The following is a 15,057-nucleotide window of genomic DNA, read 5'->3' as shown; positions in this document are numbered from 1 at the left end:
CACCGGCTTGCAGTTCAAATTACCGACCACCGCAACGGCGCCGTTTTGCCCATCCGAGGTGCAAGGCACGGTCGCCGTTACGCAAGGCGCGCCGTTCTGGAAAAAAATCCTGCAATTCGCGGGGCCAGGCCTGCTGATTTCGATCGGCTACATGGACCCCGGCAACTGGGCCACCGATATCGAAGCGGGCTCACGTTACGGCTACAGCCTGCTGTTCGTCGTCATCCTGTCGAGTCTTGCGGCGATGGCGCTGCAATGTCTGAGCATGCGGCTCGGCATCGCCACCGGGCGGGACCTCGCGGAATTGTCGAGACTGCGTTACTCACCAGGTGTCGCGCGCTTTCAGTGGCTGCTTGCCGAACTGTCGATCGTGGCCTGCGATCTGGCCGAAGTGCTCGGCGGCGCGCTGGCTTTCCACCTGCTCTTCAAATGTTCGCTGACCACCGGCGTGTTGCTGACCGCGTTCGATACGCTGATCGTGCTCGGCCTGAAGGGCAAGAATTTTCGCGACCTTGAAGCGATCATGCTTGGGTTGATCGCAACGATCGGCGTCGGTTACATCATCGAGCTGGCGCTGGTGAAGCCGCATTGGCCGTCCGTCGCGCAAGGGCTGATTCCTTCGTGGCAGGCACTCAGCAGCCGCGAGCCGATGTATCTGGCGATCGGTATTCTCGGTGCGACCGTGATGCCCCACAACCTCTATCTGCATTCGTCGATCGTGCAGACCCGCGCGGTTAAACGCGACTCGGCCAGCATCCGCTCGGCGATCGGCATGTCGCGCATCGATACGATCGTCTCGCTGATCATTGCGCTGCTGATCAACATGGCGATCCTGATTCTCGCGGCGGCCGCGTTCCACGCGACCGGCCACAACCAGGTTACCGAAATCGAAGACGCGTACAAGCTGCTGGCGCCGATCGTCGGCACCGGTTTCGCGGCGGTGCTGTTCGCGATCACGCTGCTGGCGTCGGGGCAAAGTTCGACCTTCACCGGCACGGTGGCGGGGCAGGTCATCATGGAAGGCTTCCTGAAACTGAAAATTCCGTGCTGGCAGCGGCGCTTCATCACGCGGGCGCTCGCCTTGATTCCGGCGCTGATCGGCGTGCAGATGATGGGCAACGGCGCAGTCGGCAAACTGTTGGTCGCAAGCCAGGTTGTGTTGAGCCTGCAACTGCCGTTCGCGCTTTATCCGCTGATCCGCATGACCAACGATCGTTCTCTGATGGGCGAATTTGCCAACAGGCTGCCGACGCGGCTCGTCGCCTGGTCGCTGTTCGTGGTGATCAGTGCGGCGAATCTGTGGCTGGTGGTGCAGACGGTGGGACTGGTCGGCTGATGCGGCAAAGGGGGTAGCGGGGTAGCGCCTGGTGCCTGGCGTCGGTTGCTAGATGTGAGGTGTCCTTGTCAGGGCGAGAACCACACAAAAAAAAAGTCCGCGGGATGGCGGACTTTTTCCAAGGTGCTTCGGTTCGAATCAGGCTGGACCGGCCCTCATCGATTCCACTTAACTCAGGCGGCTTGCGCGATCTGCGCTGCTTCGAGCGCTTCCTGACGAGCGGCGGCCGCCTTTTTGGTCTTGCCGGCGCGCGATGGCGGTTGGCATGCGCCACACACCACGTTGTGTTGGAGGTCGTGCTTGTGCGCGACGAACTTGCCGGTGCAACGGCAGCATTTGGTCAGCTGCAGGATGTCGGCGTCGAAGAAACGCACCAGCGTCCATGCCCGCGTGAGATCCAGCACCGGTTCGGAGTCGCTGTGCTGGCAATGTTCCAGATACAGCCGATACCCCTTGGTCAGCGCATCCAGGTGCGAGCAGCGCGCTTCGTTCTTCAGGAACAGGTATGTGTTGTAGAACAACGACGCGTGGATGTTCGCCAGCCACGTCATGTACCAGTCCGCCGAGAAAGGCAGCATGCCCTTGGGCGGCGACACACCTTTGACCTCGCGGTACAGGCGGATCATGCGGTCGCGCGAAAGCGTCAACTCGCTTTCGAGCACCTGCATGCGCGCGCCGAGTTCAATCAGCGCGATGGCACGGAATACTTCTTGTGCGTCTTCCGTCAGGCTACGCTTGAGCATCGCGGTCACCTCGATTAAGCAAACTGCTCAGCAGGCTGGCCTGCAAGCAGGATTGCCGCGTGAGTCGGTGCAACTGCTGCGTGCTTCGTCGTTTGCGTCAACGCCGACAACATCGAGTGGTCGTTGAAGCGGAAGAAGCATAAAAGCTGATCGGAAGCGGCCAGCTTGACGATCTGCGCGAGCGACAGCCCGGCTAGCAAATCAGCCAGTTCCGACGACAGTCCCAGTCGAAACATGCCGACCGGTTTGTCCTCACGCAACATACGTTGCGCGAGCATGATGTAAGACAAGTTGATCTCGCGGATTGAATCCAGCGTCTCGCTGCTACGGTCCATTTTCTGTTTTCCGAAGCCCCGAATTACTAAGTCGGCTTTTTTTGCCGTTATGTCTTTTATGCCTCGCCGGAAACGTTGTCCTCCGGCTACATGTCACCACCTGATACAGATGGCGACTTTTTGATACATCGCGTTACATTTCGTAACAGCTTGGGACGAATTGTATGAAGGGCAAAACAAGAAATCAATCCCTTCTCAAAAAAATATCTCAAAAAGATACATCAAATTTCGGTAAGTCTTTCACGGTCCTGTAATAGACGATGCTTAGCGGGTTTTTTGCGGCCTCGGAATTTCGTCTGATCCATGAAAACCCTTGTGTGGTGGGCTTTACAGTTATTCATCTGAGCAATGCCGTGCAACCGGTCGAGAACCGGAAAATCAGGACGGAATCAGAAAGGAAATAGAAAGCGAGCCCAATTGAAAGTAATAAATACCGTTCATTGGAACTGCAATGGGGACGAATCAGACGTGTAACATGTTGATGCGGCCCCAGTTACAAACGAGGCCGCATTTGTAACTTCTAGCAACCGTTTGCGCGGATCCGTTCGACTTCGAGGCCGAACAGCGGGCGCAGGCGGGTGCCGAGCACGTTGCCGGCGAAGGCGGCGACCAGCCACAGCCAACCGTGCAAGCTGCCTGACACGATGCCGCTGAAATAGGCGCCGATGTTACAACCGTAGGCCAGACGGGCTCCGTAGCCGAGCATCAGGCCGCCGACCACCGCCGCGATCAGCGAGCGGGCCGGCACCTTCCAGACCGGTGCGTAACGGCCGGCCAGTGCGGCGGCCGTCATGGCGCCGAGGATGATGCCAATGTCCATCACCGTGGTGACGTCATGTGTAACAGGAGCGGCCAGTGCGCCGGCGTTGGCGTGAGCGGCCCAATACGGCCAATTGGCCACATCGATGCCCAGTGCGGCAAATATCTTGGCGCCCCACAGCGCAAACGCGGACGTCACACCCCATGGGCGACCGGACAGCGCCAGCGTCGCGAAGTTGAGCAGGACCAGCGCGATTGCACCGACGAACAACGGCCACGGACCGTGCAGCCATGGCGACGCGTGCGGCGGACGCTGCGGCTCGTCGATCAGCTGGCCATGGCGGCGCCGTTCGACCCATACGGTGAGCGCCGCGATCGCAGCGAACATGAGCAGATTCAGCGCGATCGCCCAGCCGAGACCGAGCGTGGTCACCATCGAAAGCGGTTTGAGAGACGGCAGTGCGGTCCAGAACGGCATATGAGCGGTCGCGACAACCGAACCGATGACGAACGCCGCCAGCGTGACGATCATGCGCGTGCTGCCGCCGCCTACGGTGTAGAGCGTGCCGGACGCGCAGCCGCCGCCCAGCTGCATGCCGATGCCGAACATGAAGGCTCCGACCAGCACGGACGTGCCGGCCGGTGCGACGAGGCCGACCACCGGCCGGCCGAACAGCGTACCCGCGGCGAGCGCCGGGAAGAACAGCAACACGCCGAGCGCCAGCATTAGCATCTGGGCGCGCAGACCCGCGCCGCGGCCGTCGGCGATAAAGACTCGCCACGCGGAGGTAAAACCGAACGCCGCGTGATAGAGCGACAAGCCCAGCAAGGTGCCGACGATGTAGAGCGCTGCCTGACGACCGCTAACGGTCTGTGCCAGATAGACGGCGCCCAGCGCGATAAGAAGGAGTGCGGCACCTAGCGGTTTCGGATTGATGTCGAAACGGCGTGGTACACGCGGAAGGGAAGTGGCAAGGTCGGACATGGTGTTTGACTGGCGAGCGGCAAATCGAAGATAGCCCGAGGGCGGCGGATAAGCCGCTTCGGGGTTGGTGCAGCGGAAAGGTGATTGAAAAAGATAGCACGTATCGCGCGTTGAAGCAGGGCACCCGAAAGCCGTTACATGAAGCGCGCCATTAGATCAGCATCGTGAAACACGCCGCCGACGTTCAATGCTTCCACCTCGCAACCGTATTTGCGAAAGCCAAGCGACTCATAGAGTTTGCGTGCCGCTTCGTTGCGGCTACCCACCATCAGCTGGATTTGCCGTAGACCTTCTATCTGCGCCGCTCGCGCCAGCAACTCATTCAGCAAGGCGCGCCCGACTCCGCGGCCCGCCGCTTCCGGCGCGACATACATACCGACGACGGAAGCCTTGTGCCTTTCCTTGTCGCTCTGGTTACGAAGCAATCCCACTACACCGATCAATGGCGTATTAGCCGATTCATAAGCACCGAGCAAAAAATCACCTTCGGCTGCGCGTGTGCCTTCCAACATCGCATCGTGCCGCGCGGCGCCCTTGGCCACCGCGTCCTCGTAGCTTTGACCGAACGACTCCGGATGCGCCTTCAGCCCGCGCAGGCGAAGCTGAAAGTAGGCGTCGCGGTCGGCGAGACCGAGTTGGCGGACCAGTAGGGCGTTGTTGATCAAGTGTGTCTCTCCGTGTGGTTTGAACGATGCTGCAAGCGGGAACAATTCAGCTTTCGATATTGCGCTCCAGGTTTCTGTGGTGCTGCTATGACTTCACAGCTTCAGCCCCTTGGCCTTCGGCGCGCTGGCTCGCGGCAAACTCACGCAGCGCGGCCGCGGTTTCCTGATCGGCGGGAAAGAACGCTTCAATAGCAAGCTCCGACAGTGTGACATCTACCGGTGTGCCGAACACCGTGGTCGTGCTGAAGAACGACAGTACGCCGATCGGCGTGCGCAACCGCAGCGGCACGGCGATCTGACTACCTGCCGTGTCGTCGTGGTCGGCCGCTTCCGCGCCGGGTGGAGCGGGATATGCAGCGAGTTCGTCGCGCAGTGCGCTCAACGTGTCGTCACCGCTCACGTCGATTTGTCGCTGAAGCCGGGACAGCGCATGCGCCCGCCAGGCATGCCAGTTGACGATCGATGCTGCGATGCCTTCCGGATGCAAGCTCAATCGCATCGCATTGACCGGCGGTTTCATAAGCTCAGGGCTTGCGCCTGCAAGCAGCGGCGCAAGCGCATTGTTCGCGGCAACGATGGTCCAGTGACGGTCGATCGCGAGAGCCGGATACGGCTCGTGACCTTTGAGCACCAACTCAACTGCCTCGCGTGCGGCGGCTAACTGCGGGTCCGTCAACGGGCGTTCGCGGAACAGCGGCGCATAACCCGCCGCAATCAGCAGTGCATTGCGCGCGCGCAGTGGCACGTCGAGCCGCTCAGCGAGGTGCATCACCATTTCCCGGCTAGGCACCGCACGGCCTGATTCGACGAAGCTCAGATGCCGCGTTGAAATATCGGCTTCAGCGGCGAGCAGCAACTGACTCATTCTTCGCCGCTGCCGCCATTCGCGCAGCAGATCGCCGACCGTGCGGCTTGCTGTCGGCCCGTTCGACGGGATGGTTTGCGCAAGAGAGAGTGTGTTCATGTTGCCGATGATAGCCAAAGCGCGTTAGCGATCCATTACCTGACAGGTAATGGAATACCCCGGGAATACCCGGGAATGCTAGGCAATACCGTGGAATGTCCGAGAAAGCGTAGGAGCACCCACGAATACGCAGCTCATTCAGGGCGTCACCCCAGGCGGCAACACGCCAGGCGCGAATCAGGCGGGCGCTACGCCTTCCGGCACGGCGTTAAGTTTGACGCCCAGCGCGCGCAGCAATTTGAACACCGTGTCCATGCGCGGTTTGGAGCCGGGCGCGAGGGTTTTATAGAGGCTTTCGCGCCCGAGTCCGGCGTCCGCCGCAACCTTCGCAATGCCGCGTGCTTTTGCGATGTCGGCGATCGCGGCGAGGAGCAGGTCGGCGTCGCCTTCTTCCAGCGCTGCGTTGAGATACTCGGCGATCATCTCTTCGCTATCGAGGTAATGCGATGCGTCGAACCGTGCGGTTTTGACTTTGCTCATGACAGTTCCTTTCTGATGTCTGCCCACATTGATTTGGCATGCCTGATGTCGGCTGGCTGCGTGGATTTATCGCCACCGCAGAGCAGCAGGAACACCATGCGCCCTTCGCGCGCGAAGTAGACCCGATAGCCGGGACCGCAATCGATGCGCATCTCGGACACACCGTCTTCCAGCAGCTTGACGTCGCCGAAATGACCTCGCTCAGCACGCCGGACCCGCACCAGGATTTTGGCTCTCGCCCTCAAGTTTGCGAGGCCGGCAAGCCAGTGGTCGAATTCCTCGGTGCGCTTGACCGTGTACACAGGCGGTGAACCGATTTGTTGATGATTGTATCCCGTTGGATACGGTCTTGCAAGTGTGAAAACCATATTAAAAAAGCGGCCTGTGTCCGCGCCCATTCAGTTCGTCACATGCCGCGAGTCGACGCTGCGCGGCCCCCAATTCCGCCATGAGGTTAGCGGCTGACGAAGTCGGTGACGATTCAGCCAAATGGCCTATCCGGTGGGCAAAACAGCGCGGTTCTTCACGCCGGTGCATGTCGATGCTTACCTCCAACGTAATCGACGCGCTGCGCTCGAGCCGTCAATCTTCACTCCGAGCCCGCCGCATACAACGTGTCTGCCGAGCGTAGTGCTCAGTCATGCCAATCAAGGAGTCTGAGATGAATGCGCATACCGATCTGATCGACCGTTACTTCGACGCATGGAATGAAACCGATGCAGTACGCCGCCGGGAACTGATCGCCGCGACATGGACCACCGATGCCGACTATCGCGATCCACTGCTGGCAGGCGCGGGCCATGACGGCATCGACGCGATGATCCGCGCGGTGCATGAACGCTTCCCGCATCACACGTTTCACCGCACGACGGAAGTCGACGGTTTCGCGAACCGCCTGCGTTTTTCGTGGGCACTCACCACGCCGGCCGGCGAGGCGATCGTCAAGGGATCCGACTTCGGCGTGCTCGACATGCACGGCCGCTTGCAGGCGGTGACCGGTTTCCTCGACCAGGTCCCTGCCGCTACCTGAGCTCGCGCAGTCTTTTTCACGGAGATGATCATGCACGAGTCCGTTGCCGTCACGGCTCCCGGTACTGTCCTCACGGTCACGCGCCTGTCGGGCGCTGTCGACGCGCTCTCCAGCGCGATCGCCGGCTTTGCTCTGCTGGCCGGCACGCGCGCGTTCACCTTCACAGCGTTGCTGGCCTGGCGCGAGCCGGTGCTGGGTGGCGCGGGTCTCGTGCTGCTCGCATTAGTTGGATGGCTGCGGTGGCGGTGTCGCGGAATGCCGCTAGCCGCATCGTGCGGGAAAGCGGATTGACGGCGAGCCGCCGGCAACGGACCGTGCGCCACGGTCTTGCTACAATCGATCGCGACGCGCCACAAGGACAATCCGCTCGAATCCGGGTAGCTGGCGGCCAATCGACCCTCAAGGAGACACCGTGCTGAAGAATCTGGACCCGCTGCTGAATGCCGATGTGCTGCATGCGCTACGCTCGATGGGGCATGGCGACGAACTGGTGGTTTGCGACGCCAACTTTCCGGGCGCGTCCGTTGCGCAGGAGACGGTGTTGGGCAAGCTACTGCGTCTCGATGGCGTGAACGCGCCGCGTGCCATTCGCGCGATTCTGTCGGTGATGCCGCTGGATACCTTCATCGAGCGCCCTGCGTCGCGCATGGAAGTGGTCGGTGAGCCGAATACGATTCCGGCGGTTCAGCGCGAAGTGCAGCTCGAGATCAATGCGGCGGAAGGGCGCGAGGTGCCGTTTGCTTCTGTTGAACGTTTCGCTTTCTATGAGCGGGCGCGCAAAGCCTATTGCGTGATCGCTACCGGCGAAGAGCGCGGTTACGGCTGCTTCGTTTTTACGAAGGGTGTCCTGCTCGCGCCGGATGCGCCGCAGCAGTAGCACCTCATAGCACCTCACGACGGTGACGAAATCCATGAGCTTCTCGATAGACAGTCTCGATCATCTCGTTCTGAATGTCGCTGACGTGGAAGCCAGTGCGGCCTGGTATGCACGCATGCTCGGCATGCGGCGTACCGAGTTCGAGTCGCGCACCGGCACGCGCGTGGCGATGACATACGGCAATCAGAAGATCAACTTGCGTCCCGTGGATGCGGACACGGTCGCGTGGTTCACCGGGCGTGAGCCGGTGCCGGGGAGCGCCGATCTGTGTTTTGTCACCACCGCGAGCCCCGCTGAGGTTAAAGCTCACTGGCTCGCTCAGGGTGTCGAGATAGAAGCCGGCCCGGTTGAACGCGACGGCGCACGCGGCAAGATGACCTCGGTGTATTGCCGCGATCCGGATGGCAATCTGATCGAGGTCGCGACATATCCCCGCGCTTAGGCACGACGTCGATACTGTCCATGGCGTGCACGATCGGGCACGCGCTGTGCGCTCGGACACTGTTTTCCTTCCCTTGAGACGGCGCAGATTGTGCCGTTCATGCCGGCCCACGCTTGGAAAAGGCGGGCAGCGCACCTATTCTCAGATGCAAAGTAGGGAACTGCGGCCGTCTGGCCGGGTCTGCTGCTTATTCATTTACAGGAGCCCCTCATGACGCGTCCCGTCGATTCCGGCGTGATCCTCATCGCGCGTATTGCCCTTGCCGTGCTGTTCTTATGGGGCGGTGTGATGAAACTGCTGGGCTATGCGGGCTTTGTCGGCTATCTGAATGCGAAGGGTGTGCCGCTCGTCCAGGTCGCTGCACCGATCGCAACGGCGGTCGAGGCACTCGGCGGCCTGCTGCTGATCGTCGGCTTCAAGATCCGCCCGCTCGCGCTCATCATGGCCGTCTACACCGTGGCAACCGCAGTGCTGGGCCACGATTTCTGGAATGTTACCGATCCCGCTTTGCAACGCGACATGGTGATCCACTTCTGGAAAAACATCGGTATCGCGGGTGGTTTCCTGCTGCTCTTCGTGACCGGAGCGGGCCGGATCAGTATCGACGGCGCACGCTCGCCACGCGGCGGGCTGAATCTCTGATCACGCAATTGAGGTAGTCTGTGCAGGTCGCTTTTGATTGTGGTTGTAATCAAGGGAGCAAATAATGATTCAAAGCTTTGAGCAAACCATTGGCGGCAAGGTCACGCAGTTGTGTGCAAGTCTCGGCGAAGGGCCTACGCCGCATCGCGTCATCATCAGCCTTGCCGATTCGGCGAAAACGCTGGTGGTTCTGGATGCATCAGGTCTTATCAGCACGATCAAGGCCGAAATCGAGCAGCCGGAAAAGCTGATCGCCGACGCGATCACCAAGGCGCAAAACGAAGGATTGATCGAACGCGCGATCGACACCGGCACGATTCAGGAAGCGCCGCTGTAAATACGTGCGGCGGCAGCGCGAGTTGTATCGCGCCTGCCGGCGCCGTATAAGCGTTGAAAGAAGACTCCTGCGATGCCTAAGCATCGTGGGGTCTTGTTTTGCACTGAGGCTGAACCGGTGCGACGTTCAGTGCGATTTGCCAACCTGCCCACGGCAAGTCCCGTGCGGCCTCAAGGCCGACGCCTGCGGCTCCGGATGAACAAGGCAGCCCGTTACGCCACCAACCACCAGCAAACCGACCGAGATGGCCGTCGCGGCCTGCATCCCCGCGACGATCTGCGTGGCAGCCGCGCCGCTCGCCAACGCGCCGAAGGCGGCCACCCCGACCGCACCGCCTGCTTGCCGGGCGGTATTCAGCACGGCGGACGCAGTGCCGGCGCGCTGCGCTTCGACGGAAGCCAGCACGGCGGTCGTCATCGCCGGGACCGCGAGTCCCATCCCGGACGGAATCAGCAGGAACGGCAGCAGCAGGCCGATGAGCGGCGTAGACGCATCGACGAAATGCAGCAGGCCGTAGCCGAGCCCTGCGGTGATTGCGCCGGCGATCATCGGCACACGTACCCCAAAGCGCCCGACCACCCAGCCGCTCGCCACGTTCGAAAGTAGAAAGCCGCCCGTCAACGGCAGGAACGCGAGGCCCGCCTGCAGCGGGGTATAGCCGCGTACGCGCTGCAAATACAGGCTCAGCACGAACACCATGCCGTAGTACGTCAGATTCACGCAGATGCCGAACAGCACCGCCGCATTGAAGGTGCGCTTGCTGAATAGCGAGAGCGGCAACATCGGTGCCGCGACACGCGATTCCACGACGATAAAGGCGCCGGCAGCGAGCAGAGCGAGTATGAAACCGCCGGCGACCAGCGGATGGCTCAACCCCAGCGGCCGCCATTCGATCACGGCGGCGACGAAGGCGGTGAGCGCGACGATCGCAAGGGCCTGGCCGCTCAGATCGATGCCACGGGGGATTGCTGTGGTCGTAGCCGAAGCCACTCCTTGCGCGATTTTCCGCGCGGACCCAGACCGCGGCACCCAAAGCAAAGTCGCCAGCAAACCGGCTACGCAAATCGGCAGATTGACAAGAAAGATGCTGCGCCAGCCGAATGCCGCGATCAGCACACCACCGACCACCGGTCCGGCCGCGATCGAAATCGCACCCGCGGCGGTCCACAGTCCGACGGCGCGTGCCCGGAGCTTCGGATCGTGGCCGTATGACTGATTGAGTAGCGCCAGCGAGTTCGGTAGCATGGCGGCGGCGCCGATGCCTTGCACGGCGCGTGCGGCGACCAGCATGGTGGCATCGAGCGCGAGTCCGCAGGCGAGCGACGCGAGCGCAAACAGCACGATGCCGGCCGCGTACATGCGCCGTGTGCCGAGCCGGTCGCCGAGCGCGCCCGCCGAAAGCATCAGCACGGCGAACGCGAGCGTGTACGCGTCGACGACCCATTGCAGGCCAGCAACGTCTGCATGCAGGTCTGCGCCGATCTTCGGCAGAGCGATGTTGACGATGGTCACGTCGAGTTGCGTGACGACGAAGCCGATGCTGACGGTCGCAAGGACGCGGCCGAGGGCCGGCGAGACGGGGGTATGGGAAGAGTTCATGAGACACATCGTAGGCCGATGCGGCGCACGATGTTTCGGTCCGGCGTGAAGTGTCGATGTCGCCGGAATTGCCGGAGAGGCTGAGCGTGAAGCCGATGGAAACAACGGCGCACCAGGCGATGCGCCGTTACAAAACAGCTCGATTAGCGCGCTTGCGGCGCGTCTTTGATGAACAGTGTGGTCAATGCTCCGACAATGCAGATCGCGCCGACATACAGCGGCGCGGCCATCGGGTTCGACTTCATCATCAGCGAAACGGCGATCGGTGTGAGGCCGCCGAACACTGCGTAGGCAACGTTATACGAGAACGAGATGCCTGAGAATCGCACGACCGGCGGGAACGCCTTCACCAGCACGAACGGAATCGCGCCGATCACACCGACGAACAGGCCGGCCACCGCGTACAGCGGCACCAGTGCCGACGTATCGACGGCAAGTTGCTGGAACATCACGTAGTACGTCACGGCCAGCGCGAGGCCGCCGATGAAAATCGTGCGCCCCGCACCGATGCGGCCGGCGATTGAGCCCGCCATCACGCAGCCGATCGTCAGACACAGCGTCGCCACGCAGTTCGCCAGCAACGCCGTGGCCGGCGCGATATGAAACTGCTTCTGCAGCAGCGTCGGCGTCATCAGAATCACTACGACGATTGCAGCCGACAGCATCCACGTGAGCAGCATCGACACGATCACGGCGCGGCCGTGGTCGCGCAGCACAGCCTTGAGCGGCACTTCCGCGGCGATCGCCTTGCGTTGCTTGAGCTCGGCGAACACCGGCGTCTCATGCAGCCAGCGGCGCAGGTAAACCGAGAACATGCCGAACACGCCACCCACCAGGAACGGGATGCGCCATGCGTAAGAGGAGATTTCCGCCGGCGCGAAGTTGCGGTTTACCGCCGAGGCGATCAGCGAGCCGAGCAGGATGCCTGCCGTGAGGCCGGCTGTCAGCGTGCCGCACGCATAGCCGATGTGCCGCTGCGGCACGTGCTCGGAAACGAACACCCATGCGCCCGGCACTTCGCCGCCGACCGCAGCGCCCTGCATCACGCGGAACAGCAGCAGCAAGACCGGCGCCATCACGCCGATGCTGGCGTAGGTAGGAAGCAGACCCATCATCAGCGTCGGCACCGACATCAGCAGCACGCTCAGCGTGAACATGCGCTTGCGGCCGAACAGGTCGCCGAAGTGCGCCATGATGATGCCGCCCAGCGGCCGGGCCAGATAACCGGCCGCGAAGATACCGAAGGTCTGCACCTGACGCAGCCAGTCCGGCATCGCGGCGGGGAAGAACAGCTGGCCGATCGCCGGCGCAAAGAATACGAAGATGATGAAGTCGTAAAACTCCAGCGCCCCGCCGAGCGCGGCGAGGCCGAGCGTCTTGTAGTCGCTTCGCCCAAGAGGGCGTGGGGTGACAGCCTGCGCTCCACCCAGATTTGTCGCTTGCATTGCTTGTGTCTTGTCTTGAATTGGAAACCACACGTGGCGCGTGGAAATACGGCGGTCGTCGGGCGAGAAGTGTGGCAAGCGCTGGGTAGAGCACGGGACACCGGCGCGCCGGCCCGGATAGGGCAAGCGCGATGACGACTGGGGCCAGGGCGGCGATTTTACAGGATGAAAGCGGATCGCTTCGGGAAGTGCTTAATTAGATTGGGAAAAGTTCCCGAAAACGGGGTTTTCGAAGGCAGCCAGGACGGCAAGGCCTGTGTGTCGTGCGAGCCGCAGCGGTCGCGTGTAGGAATGCAGCACACAGGTGTCGGAAGGGGGCAATTGACGCGCAAATTAGGAATGCTCCTATGGGATGGTTTGGGCGTCCCTCCGAGAATCGCGTCCGAGCTATCAGTTAAGAGTCATCCCATGCGCATTGCCATCCTTCAGCGTGACCCCGTCACGCGTCAGTCGATCGAAAAGATTCTCATGAGTGCCGGCCATACCTGTATGGTCTACGACGACGGTCTGAGTATGTCGAAAGCGCTCGCCCGTTCCACCGTGGATCTGCTGGTGCTGGACTGGCAAGGCACCCGTCTCTCCGGTGCGGAAGTTCTGAGGTCGGTGCGCGCCGTTGGTGGCGACCGCCTGCCGGTGCTGTTCGCTTCGGCCGAGACGTCGGAGGACAGCGTGGTGCGCGCCTTTGTCAGCGGGGCAGACGACTATGTCGGGCTGCCGTTGCGTCCGGGCGAGTTCCGCGAGCGCGTTGCGGCCTTACTGCGCCGCGCCTATCCGGACCGTTTCAGCGCCGCGAGCTTCGATGTCGGCCCCTATCACTTCGATACGCATCGCCAGCTCGTTATGCTGCGCGGTCAGCCGGTGCCTCTATCGGGTACGCAATACCGGTTGGCGTCGCTGTTCTTTTCCAATATTGGCCGCGTGATGTCGCGCGACCATATCTTCGCGATGGTGTGGGGCCGTGAGTTCCGCGAGTTCACCCGCACGATCGACAGCCATGTGTCGCGCTTGCGTTTGCTGCTTGAGATCGAGCCGCAAAACGACTTCCGGCTGCAACCCGTTTACAAGAGCGGCTATCGGCTGCTGCATTTGCGGCAAGGTGAGGTGGCCGCGGAAAAGCAGGCGGCCTGACAAGCGGGTATCTCACCGGCCGCGCTGCTCTGCGGCCGGGAGCGGCTACCCATCAACTTGCTGCAACTCAAACCGCAACTTAAACCTGCGGCAGCGTCGGACGGTTTTCAATCGACTGGCGGATCAACGCTTCAACGGCTTTGCGCTCATCTCCGGCCAGCGGCAGACGCGGCGGCCGCACCGGCTCCGTACCGAGCCCGACGATCGTCTCGGCCAGCTTGATGTTCTGCACCAGCTTCGACGAAACATCGAGTGCGAGCAGGGGAGCGAACCAGCGATAGATCGCGCGCGCTTCTTCAAGACGGCCCGCCTTCAGCAACTTGTAAATCACCACCGTCTCGCGCGGAAACGCGCACACGAGACCGGCCACCCAGCCATGCGCGCCCATCAGTATCGCTTCCATCGCGAGATTGTCGACCCCGCACAGAATCGCGAAGCGGTCGCCGACCACGTTGATCAGATCGGTCACGCGCCGCACGTCGCCGCATGATTCCTTGATCGCGACGATCTTCTTTTCGTCGGCGATTTCCGCGAACATCTCGGGCGTCATGTCGACGCCATAGGCCAGCGGATTGTTATAGATCATTAGCGGCAGCGCGCTCGCATCGGCGACGCTGCGAAAGTGGTGCAGCGTTTCGCGCCGGTCGGACAGATAGCGCAGCCCAGGCAGCACCATGAATCCGGCCGCGCCATGCCGGCTGCCGGCTTCGGCCTGGCGGCATGCGTCGAGCGTGCTGTTCTCGGCGATCGTCAGCAAAACGGGCACACGGCCGCGCGACGCTTCAACGGCGATGTCGAGCACTTGCAGCTTCTCGTCCAGCGAGAGCGTCGATGCTTCGCCGAGCGATCCGCACACGATGATGCCGTCCACACCCGCGTCGATCTGCGCCTCGATATTCTTGCCGGTCCATTCGCGATCTATGCTGAAATCCGCGTGAAACTTGGTGGTAACTGCGGGCAATACGCCTTCCCAGATATGCGCCACGACTGCTCTCCTGAGTGTGTTGAGTCGAAGCGCAGTGTAAGCAGGGAAAATGCTGCCGTCTTGCGTGATTCACGCGTGGCGGATGACGATTTCAGCATAGCGGCTGTGCCTGTATGCCCAGCAAGGCCAAGCGGACCGGCTATTTCAGCACAGGATGCAAAATACGTCGAAAGCATGTGGACCGGGCCTCTCGTGCGCTCCTGAGCTCGCTTGATAGAGGTTGTTAAGCCGCGGCACCCGCCTGATTTCAATAGCCGACGCGTGCGCGGATGGACAGATAAGATATGCTGAAATCGTCACAATCC

The 15,057-nt window shown here is 61.7% G+C and carries 18 protein-coding genes; 8 read left to right on the top strand and 10 right to left on the bottom strand.

The window, feature by feature from the left end:
• Positions 1-7 precede the first annotated feature (7 nt).
• Complete coding sequence (locus M0D68_RS16205; protein ID WP_266224835.1) at positions 8-1,336, top strand: Nramp family divalent metal transporter; 1,329 nt, start codon at positions 8-10, stop codon at positions 1,334-1,336.
• Between the two features lie 173 nt (positions 1,337-1,509).
• Here M0D68_RS16205 and flhC read toward each other — a convergent pair whose 3' ends face one another.
• The 7 genes from flhC to M0D68_RS16170 all read right to left on the bottom strand — a co-directional run bounded on the left by flhC (position 1,510) and on the right by M0D68_RS16170 (position 6,635).
• Complete coding sequence (gene flhC, locus M0D68_RS16200; protein WP_054039111.1) at positions 1,510-2,079, bottom strand: flagellar transcriptional regulator FlhC; 570 nt, start codon at positions 2,077-2,079, stop codon at positions 1,510-1,512.
• A gap of 14 nt (positions 2,080-2,093) precedes the next feature.
• Positions 2,094-2,414, bottom strand: a complete 321-nt coding sequence (gene flhD / locus M0D68_RS16195) for a flagellar transcriptional regulator FlhD (RefSeq protein WP_028194930.1) — start codon at positions 2,412-2,414, stop codon at positions 2,094-2,096.
• A gap of 520 nt (positions 2,415-2,934) precedes the next feature.
• Positions 2,935-4,158, bottom strand: a complete 1,224-nt coding sequence (locus M0D68_RS16190) for a YeeE/YedE family protein (protein WP_200618271.1) — start codon at positions 4,156-4,158, stop codon at positions 2,935-2,937.
• Positions 4,159-4,292: 134 nt separating this feature from the next.
• The gene (locus M0D68_RS16185) at positions 4,293-4,823 is read right to left on the bottom strand and encodes a GNAT family N-acetyltransferase (RefSeq protein ID WP_200618272.1); all 531 of its coding nucleotides are present in this window, start codon (positions 4,821-4,823) and stop codon (positions 4,293-4,295) included.
• An 85-nt stretch (positions 4,824-4,908) separates the two neighbouring features.
• The gene (locus tag M0D68_RS16180) at positions 4,909-5,787 is read right to left on the bottom strand and encodes a helix-turn-helix domain-containing protein (protein ID WP_266224832.1); all 879 of its coding nucleotides are present in this window, start codon (positions 5,785-5,787) and stop codon (positions 4,909-4,911) included.
• Between the two features lie 177 nt (positions 5,788-5,964).
• Complete coding sequence (locus tag M0D68_RS16175; protein WP_054039070.1) at positions 5,965-6,267, bottom strand: addiction module antidote protein; 303 nt, start codon at positions 6,265-6,267, stop codon at positions 5,965-5,967.
• Positions 6,264-6,635, bottom strand: coding sequence for a type II toxin-antitoxin system RelE/ParE family toxin (locus tag M0D68_RS16170; RefSeq protein WP_266224848.1), 372 nt, complete (start codon positions 6,633-6,635; stop codon positions 6,264-6,266). The genes M0D68_RS16175 and M0D68_RS16170 overlap by 4 nt, the downstream gene beginning before the upstream one ends.
• A gap of 293 nt (positions 6,636-6,928) precedes the next feature.
• Here M0D68_RS16170 and M0D68_RS16165 point away from each other — a divergent pair, with 293 nt between their 5' ends.
• From M0D68_RS16165 to M0D68_RS16140, 6 genes are all read left to right on the top strand, one after another.
• Positions 6,929-7,297, top strand: a complete 369-nt coding sequence (locus M0D68_RS16165; protein WP_200618275.1) for a nuclear transport factor 2 family protein — start codon at positions 6,929-6,931, stop codon at positions 7,295-7,297.
• Between the two features lie 30 nt (positions 7,298-7,327).
• Positions 7,328-7,588, top strand: coding sequence for a hypothetical protein (locus tag M0D68_RS16160; RefSeq protein ID WP_266224831.1), 261 nt, complete (start codon positions 7,328-7,330; stop codon positions 7,586-7,588).
• 121 nt (positions 7,589-7,709) lie between these two features.
• Entirely contained in the window at positions 7,710-8,174 is a 465-nt protein-coding gene (locus tag M0D68_RS16155; RefSeq protein ID WP_054039064.1) for an RbsD/FucU family protein, read from the top strand.
• A 34-nt stretch (positions 8,175-8,208) separates the two neighbouring features.
• The gene (locus M0D68_RS16150) at positions 8,209-8,616 is read left to right on the top strand and encodes a VOC family protein (RefSeq protein ID WP_093634705.1); all 408 of its coding nucleotides are present in this window, start codon (positions 8,209-8,211) and stop codon (positions 8,614-8,616) included.
• Positions 8,617-8,826: 210 nt separating this feature from the next.
• Positions 8,827-9,258 (top strand): DoxX family protein, encoded by a 432-nt coding sequence (locus M0D68_RS16145; protein ID WP_054039062.1) that lies wholly within the window; start codon positions 8,827-8,829, stop codon positions 9,256-9,258.
• Positions 9,259-9,322: 64 nt separating this feature from the next.
• A complete protein-coding gene (locus M0D68_RS16140) occupies positions 9,323-9,595 on the top strand; it encodes a hypothetical protein (RefSeq protein WP_093634704.1) in 273 nt (90 codons plus the stop codon).
• 126 nt (positions 9,596-9,721) lie between these two features.
• On the opposite strand, the gene M0D68_RS16135 is transcribed toward M0D68_RS16140, so the two are convergent.
• Both M0D68_RS16135 and M0D68_RS16130 read right to left on the bottom strand, forming a co-directional pair.
• Entirely contained in the window at positions 9,722-11,203 is a 1,482-nt protein-coding gene (locus M0D68_RS16135; protein ID WP_266224829.1) for an MFS transporter, read from the bottom strand.
• Between the two features lie 134 nt (positions 11,204-11,337).
• Complete coding sequence (locus M0D68_RS16130) at positions 11,338-12,639, bottom strand: MFS transporter (protein WP_200651449.1); 1,302 nt, start codon at positions 12,637-12,639, stop codon at positions 11,338-11,340.
• Between the two features lie 408 nt (positions 12,640-13,047).
• Between M0D68_RS16130 and M0D68_RS16125 the strand changes: the two genes are divergently transcribed.
• Positions 13,048-13,767 carry a response regulator transcription factor gene (locus M0D68_RS16125; RefSeq protein WP_093645309.1) on the top strand — a complete coding sequence of 240 codons (720 nt, stop codon included), beginning with the start codon at positions 13,048-13,050 and terminating at the stop codon, positions 13,765-13,767.
• Between the two features lie 79 nt (positions 13,768-13,846).
• On the opposite strand, the gene M0D68_RS16120 is transcribed toward M0D68_RS16125, so the two are convergent.
• Positions 13,847-14,752 carry a dihydrodipicolinate synthase family protein gene (locus M0D68_RS16120; RefSeq protein WP_054039054.1) on the bottom strand — a complete coding sequence of 302 codons (906 nt, stop codon included), beginning with the start codon at positions 14,750-14,752 and terminating at the stop codon, positions 13,847-13,849.
• Positions 14,753-15,057 lie beyond the last annotated feature (305 nt).

The organism is Paraburkholderia sp. SEWSISQ10-3 4 (assembly GCF_030464785.1).
Taxonomy (GTDB): domain Bacteria; phylum Pseudomonadota; class Gammaproteobacteria; order Burkholderiales; family Burkholderiaceae; genus Paraburkholderia; species Paraburkholderia aspalathi.
This window is presented reverse-complemented; position numbering and strand designations above follow the sequence as displayed.

Coding starts and splice junctions, on each gene's coding strand:
- flhC (WP_054039111.1), bottom strand. CDS start 2,079: ATGCTCAAGCGTAGCCTGACGGAAGACGCACAAGAAGTATTCCGTGCC.
- flhD (WP_028194930.1), bottom strand. CDS start 2,414: ATGGACCGTAGCAGCGAGACGCTGGATTCAATCCGCGAGATCAACTTG.
- M0D68_RS16190 (WP_200618271.1), bottom strand. CDS start 4,158: ATGTCCGACCTTGCCACTTCCCTTCCGCGTGTACCACGCCGTTTCGAC.
- M0D68_RS16180 (WP_266224832.1), bottom strand. CDS start 5,787: ATGAACACACTCTCTCTTGCGCAAACCATCCCGTCGAACGGGCCGACA.
- M0D68_RS16175 (WP_054039070.1), bottom strand. CDS start 6,267: ATGAGCAAAGTCAAAACCGCACGGTTCGACGCATCGCATTACCTCGAT.
- M0D68_RS16170 (WP_266224848.1), bottom strand. CDS start 6,635: ATGGTTTTCACACTTGCAAGACCGTATCCAACGGGATACAATCATCAA.
- M0D68_RS16165 (WP_200618275.1), top strand. CDS start 6,929: ATGAATGCGCATACCGATCTGATCGACCGTTACTTCGACGCATGGAAT.
- M0D68_RS16160 (WP_266224831.1), top strand. CDS start 7,328: ATGCACGAGTCCGTTGCCGTCACGGCTCCCGGTACTGTCCTCACGGTC.
- M0D68_RS16150 (WP_093634705.1), top strand. CDS start 8,209: ATGAGCTTCTCGATAGACAGTCTCGATCATCTCGTTCTGAATGTCGCT.
- M0D68_RS16145 (WP_054039062.1), top strand. CDS start 8,827: ATGACGCGTCCCGTCGATTCCGGCGTGATCCTCATCGCGCGTATTGCC.
- M0D68_RS16140 (WP_093634704.1), top strand. CDS start 9,323: ATGATTCAAAGCTTTGAGCAAACCATTGGCGGCAAGGTCACGCAGTTG.
- M0D68_RS16135 (WP_266224829.1), bottom strand. CDS start 11,203: ATGTGTCTCATGAACTCTTCCCATACCCCCGTCTCGCCGGCCCTCGGC.
- M0D68_RS16130 (WP_200651449.1), bottom strand. CDS start 12,639: ATGCAAGCGACAAATCTGGGTGGAGCGCAGGCTGTCACCCCACGCCCT.
- M0D68_RS16125 (WP_093645309.1), top strand. CDS start 13,048: ATGCGCATTGCCATCCTTCAGCGTGACCCCGTCACGCGTCAGTCGATC.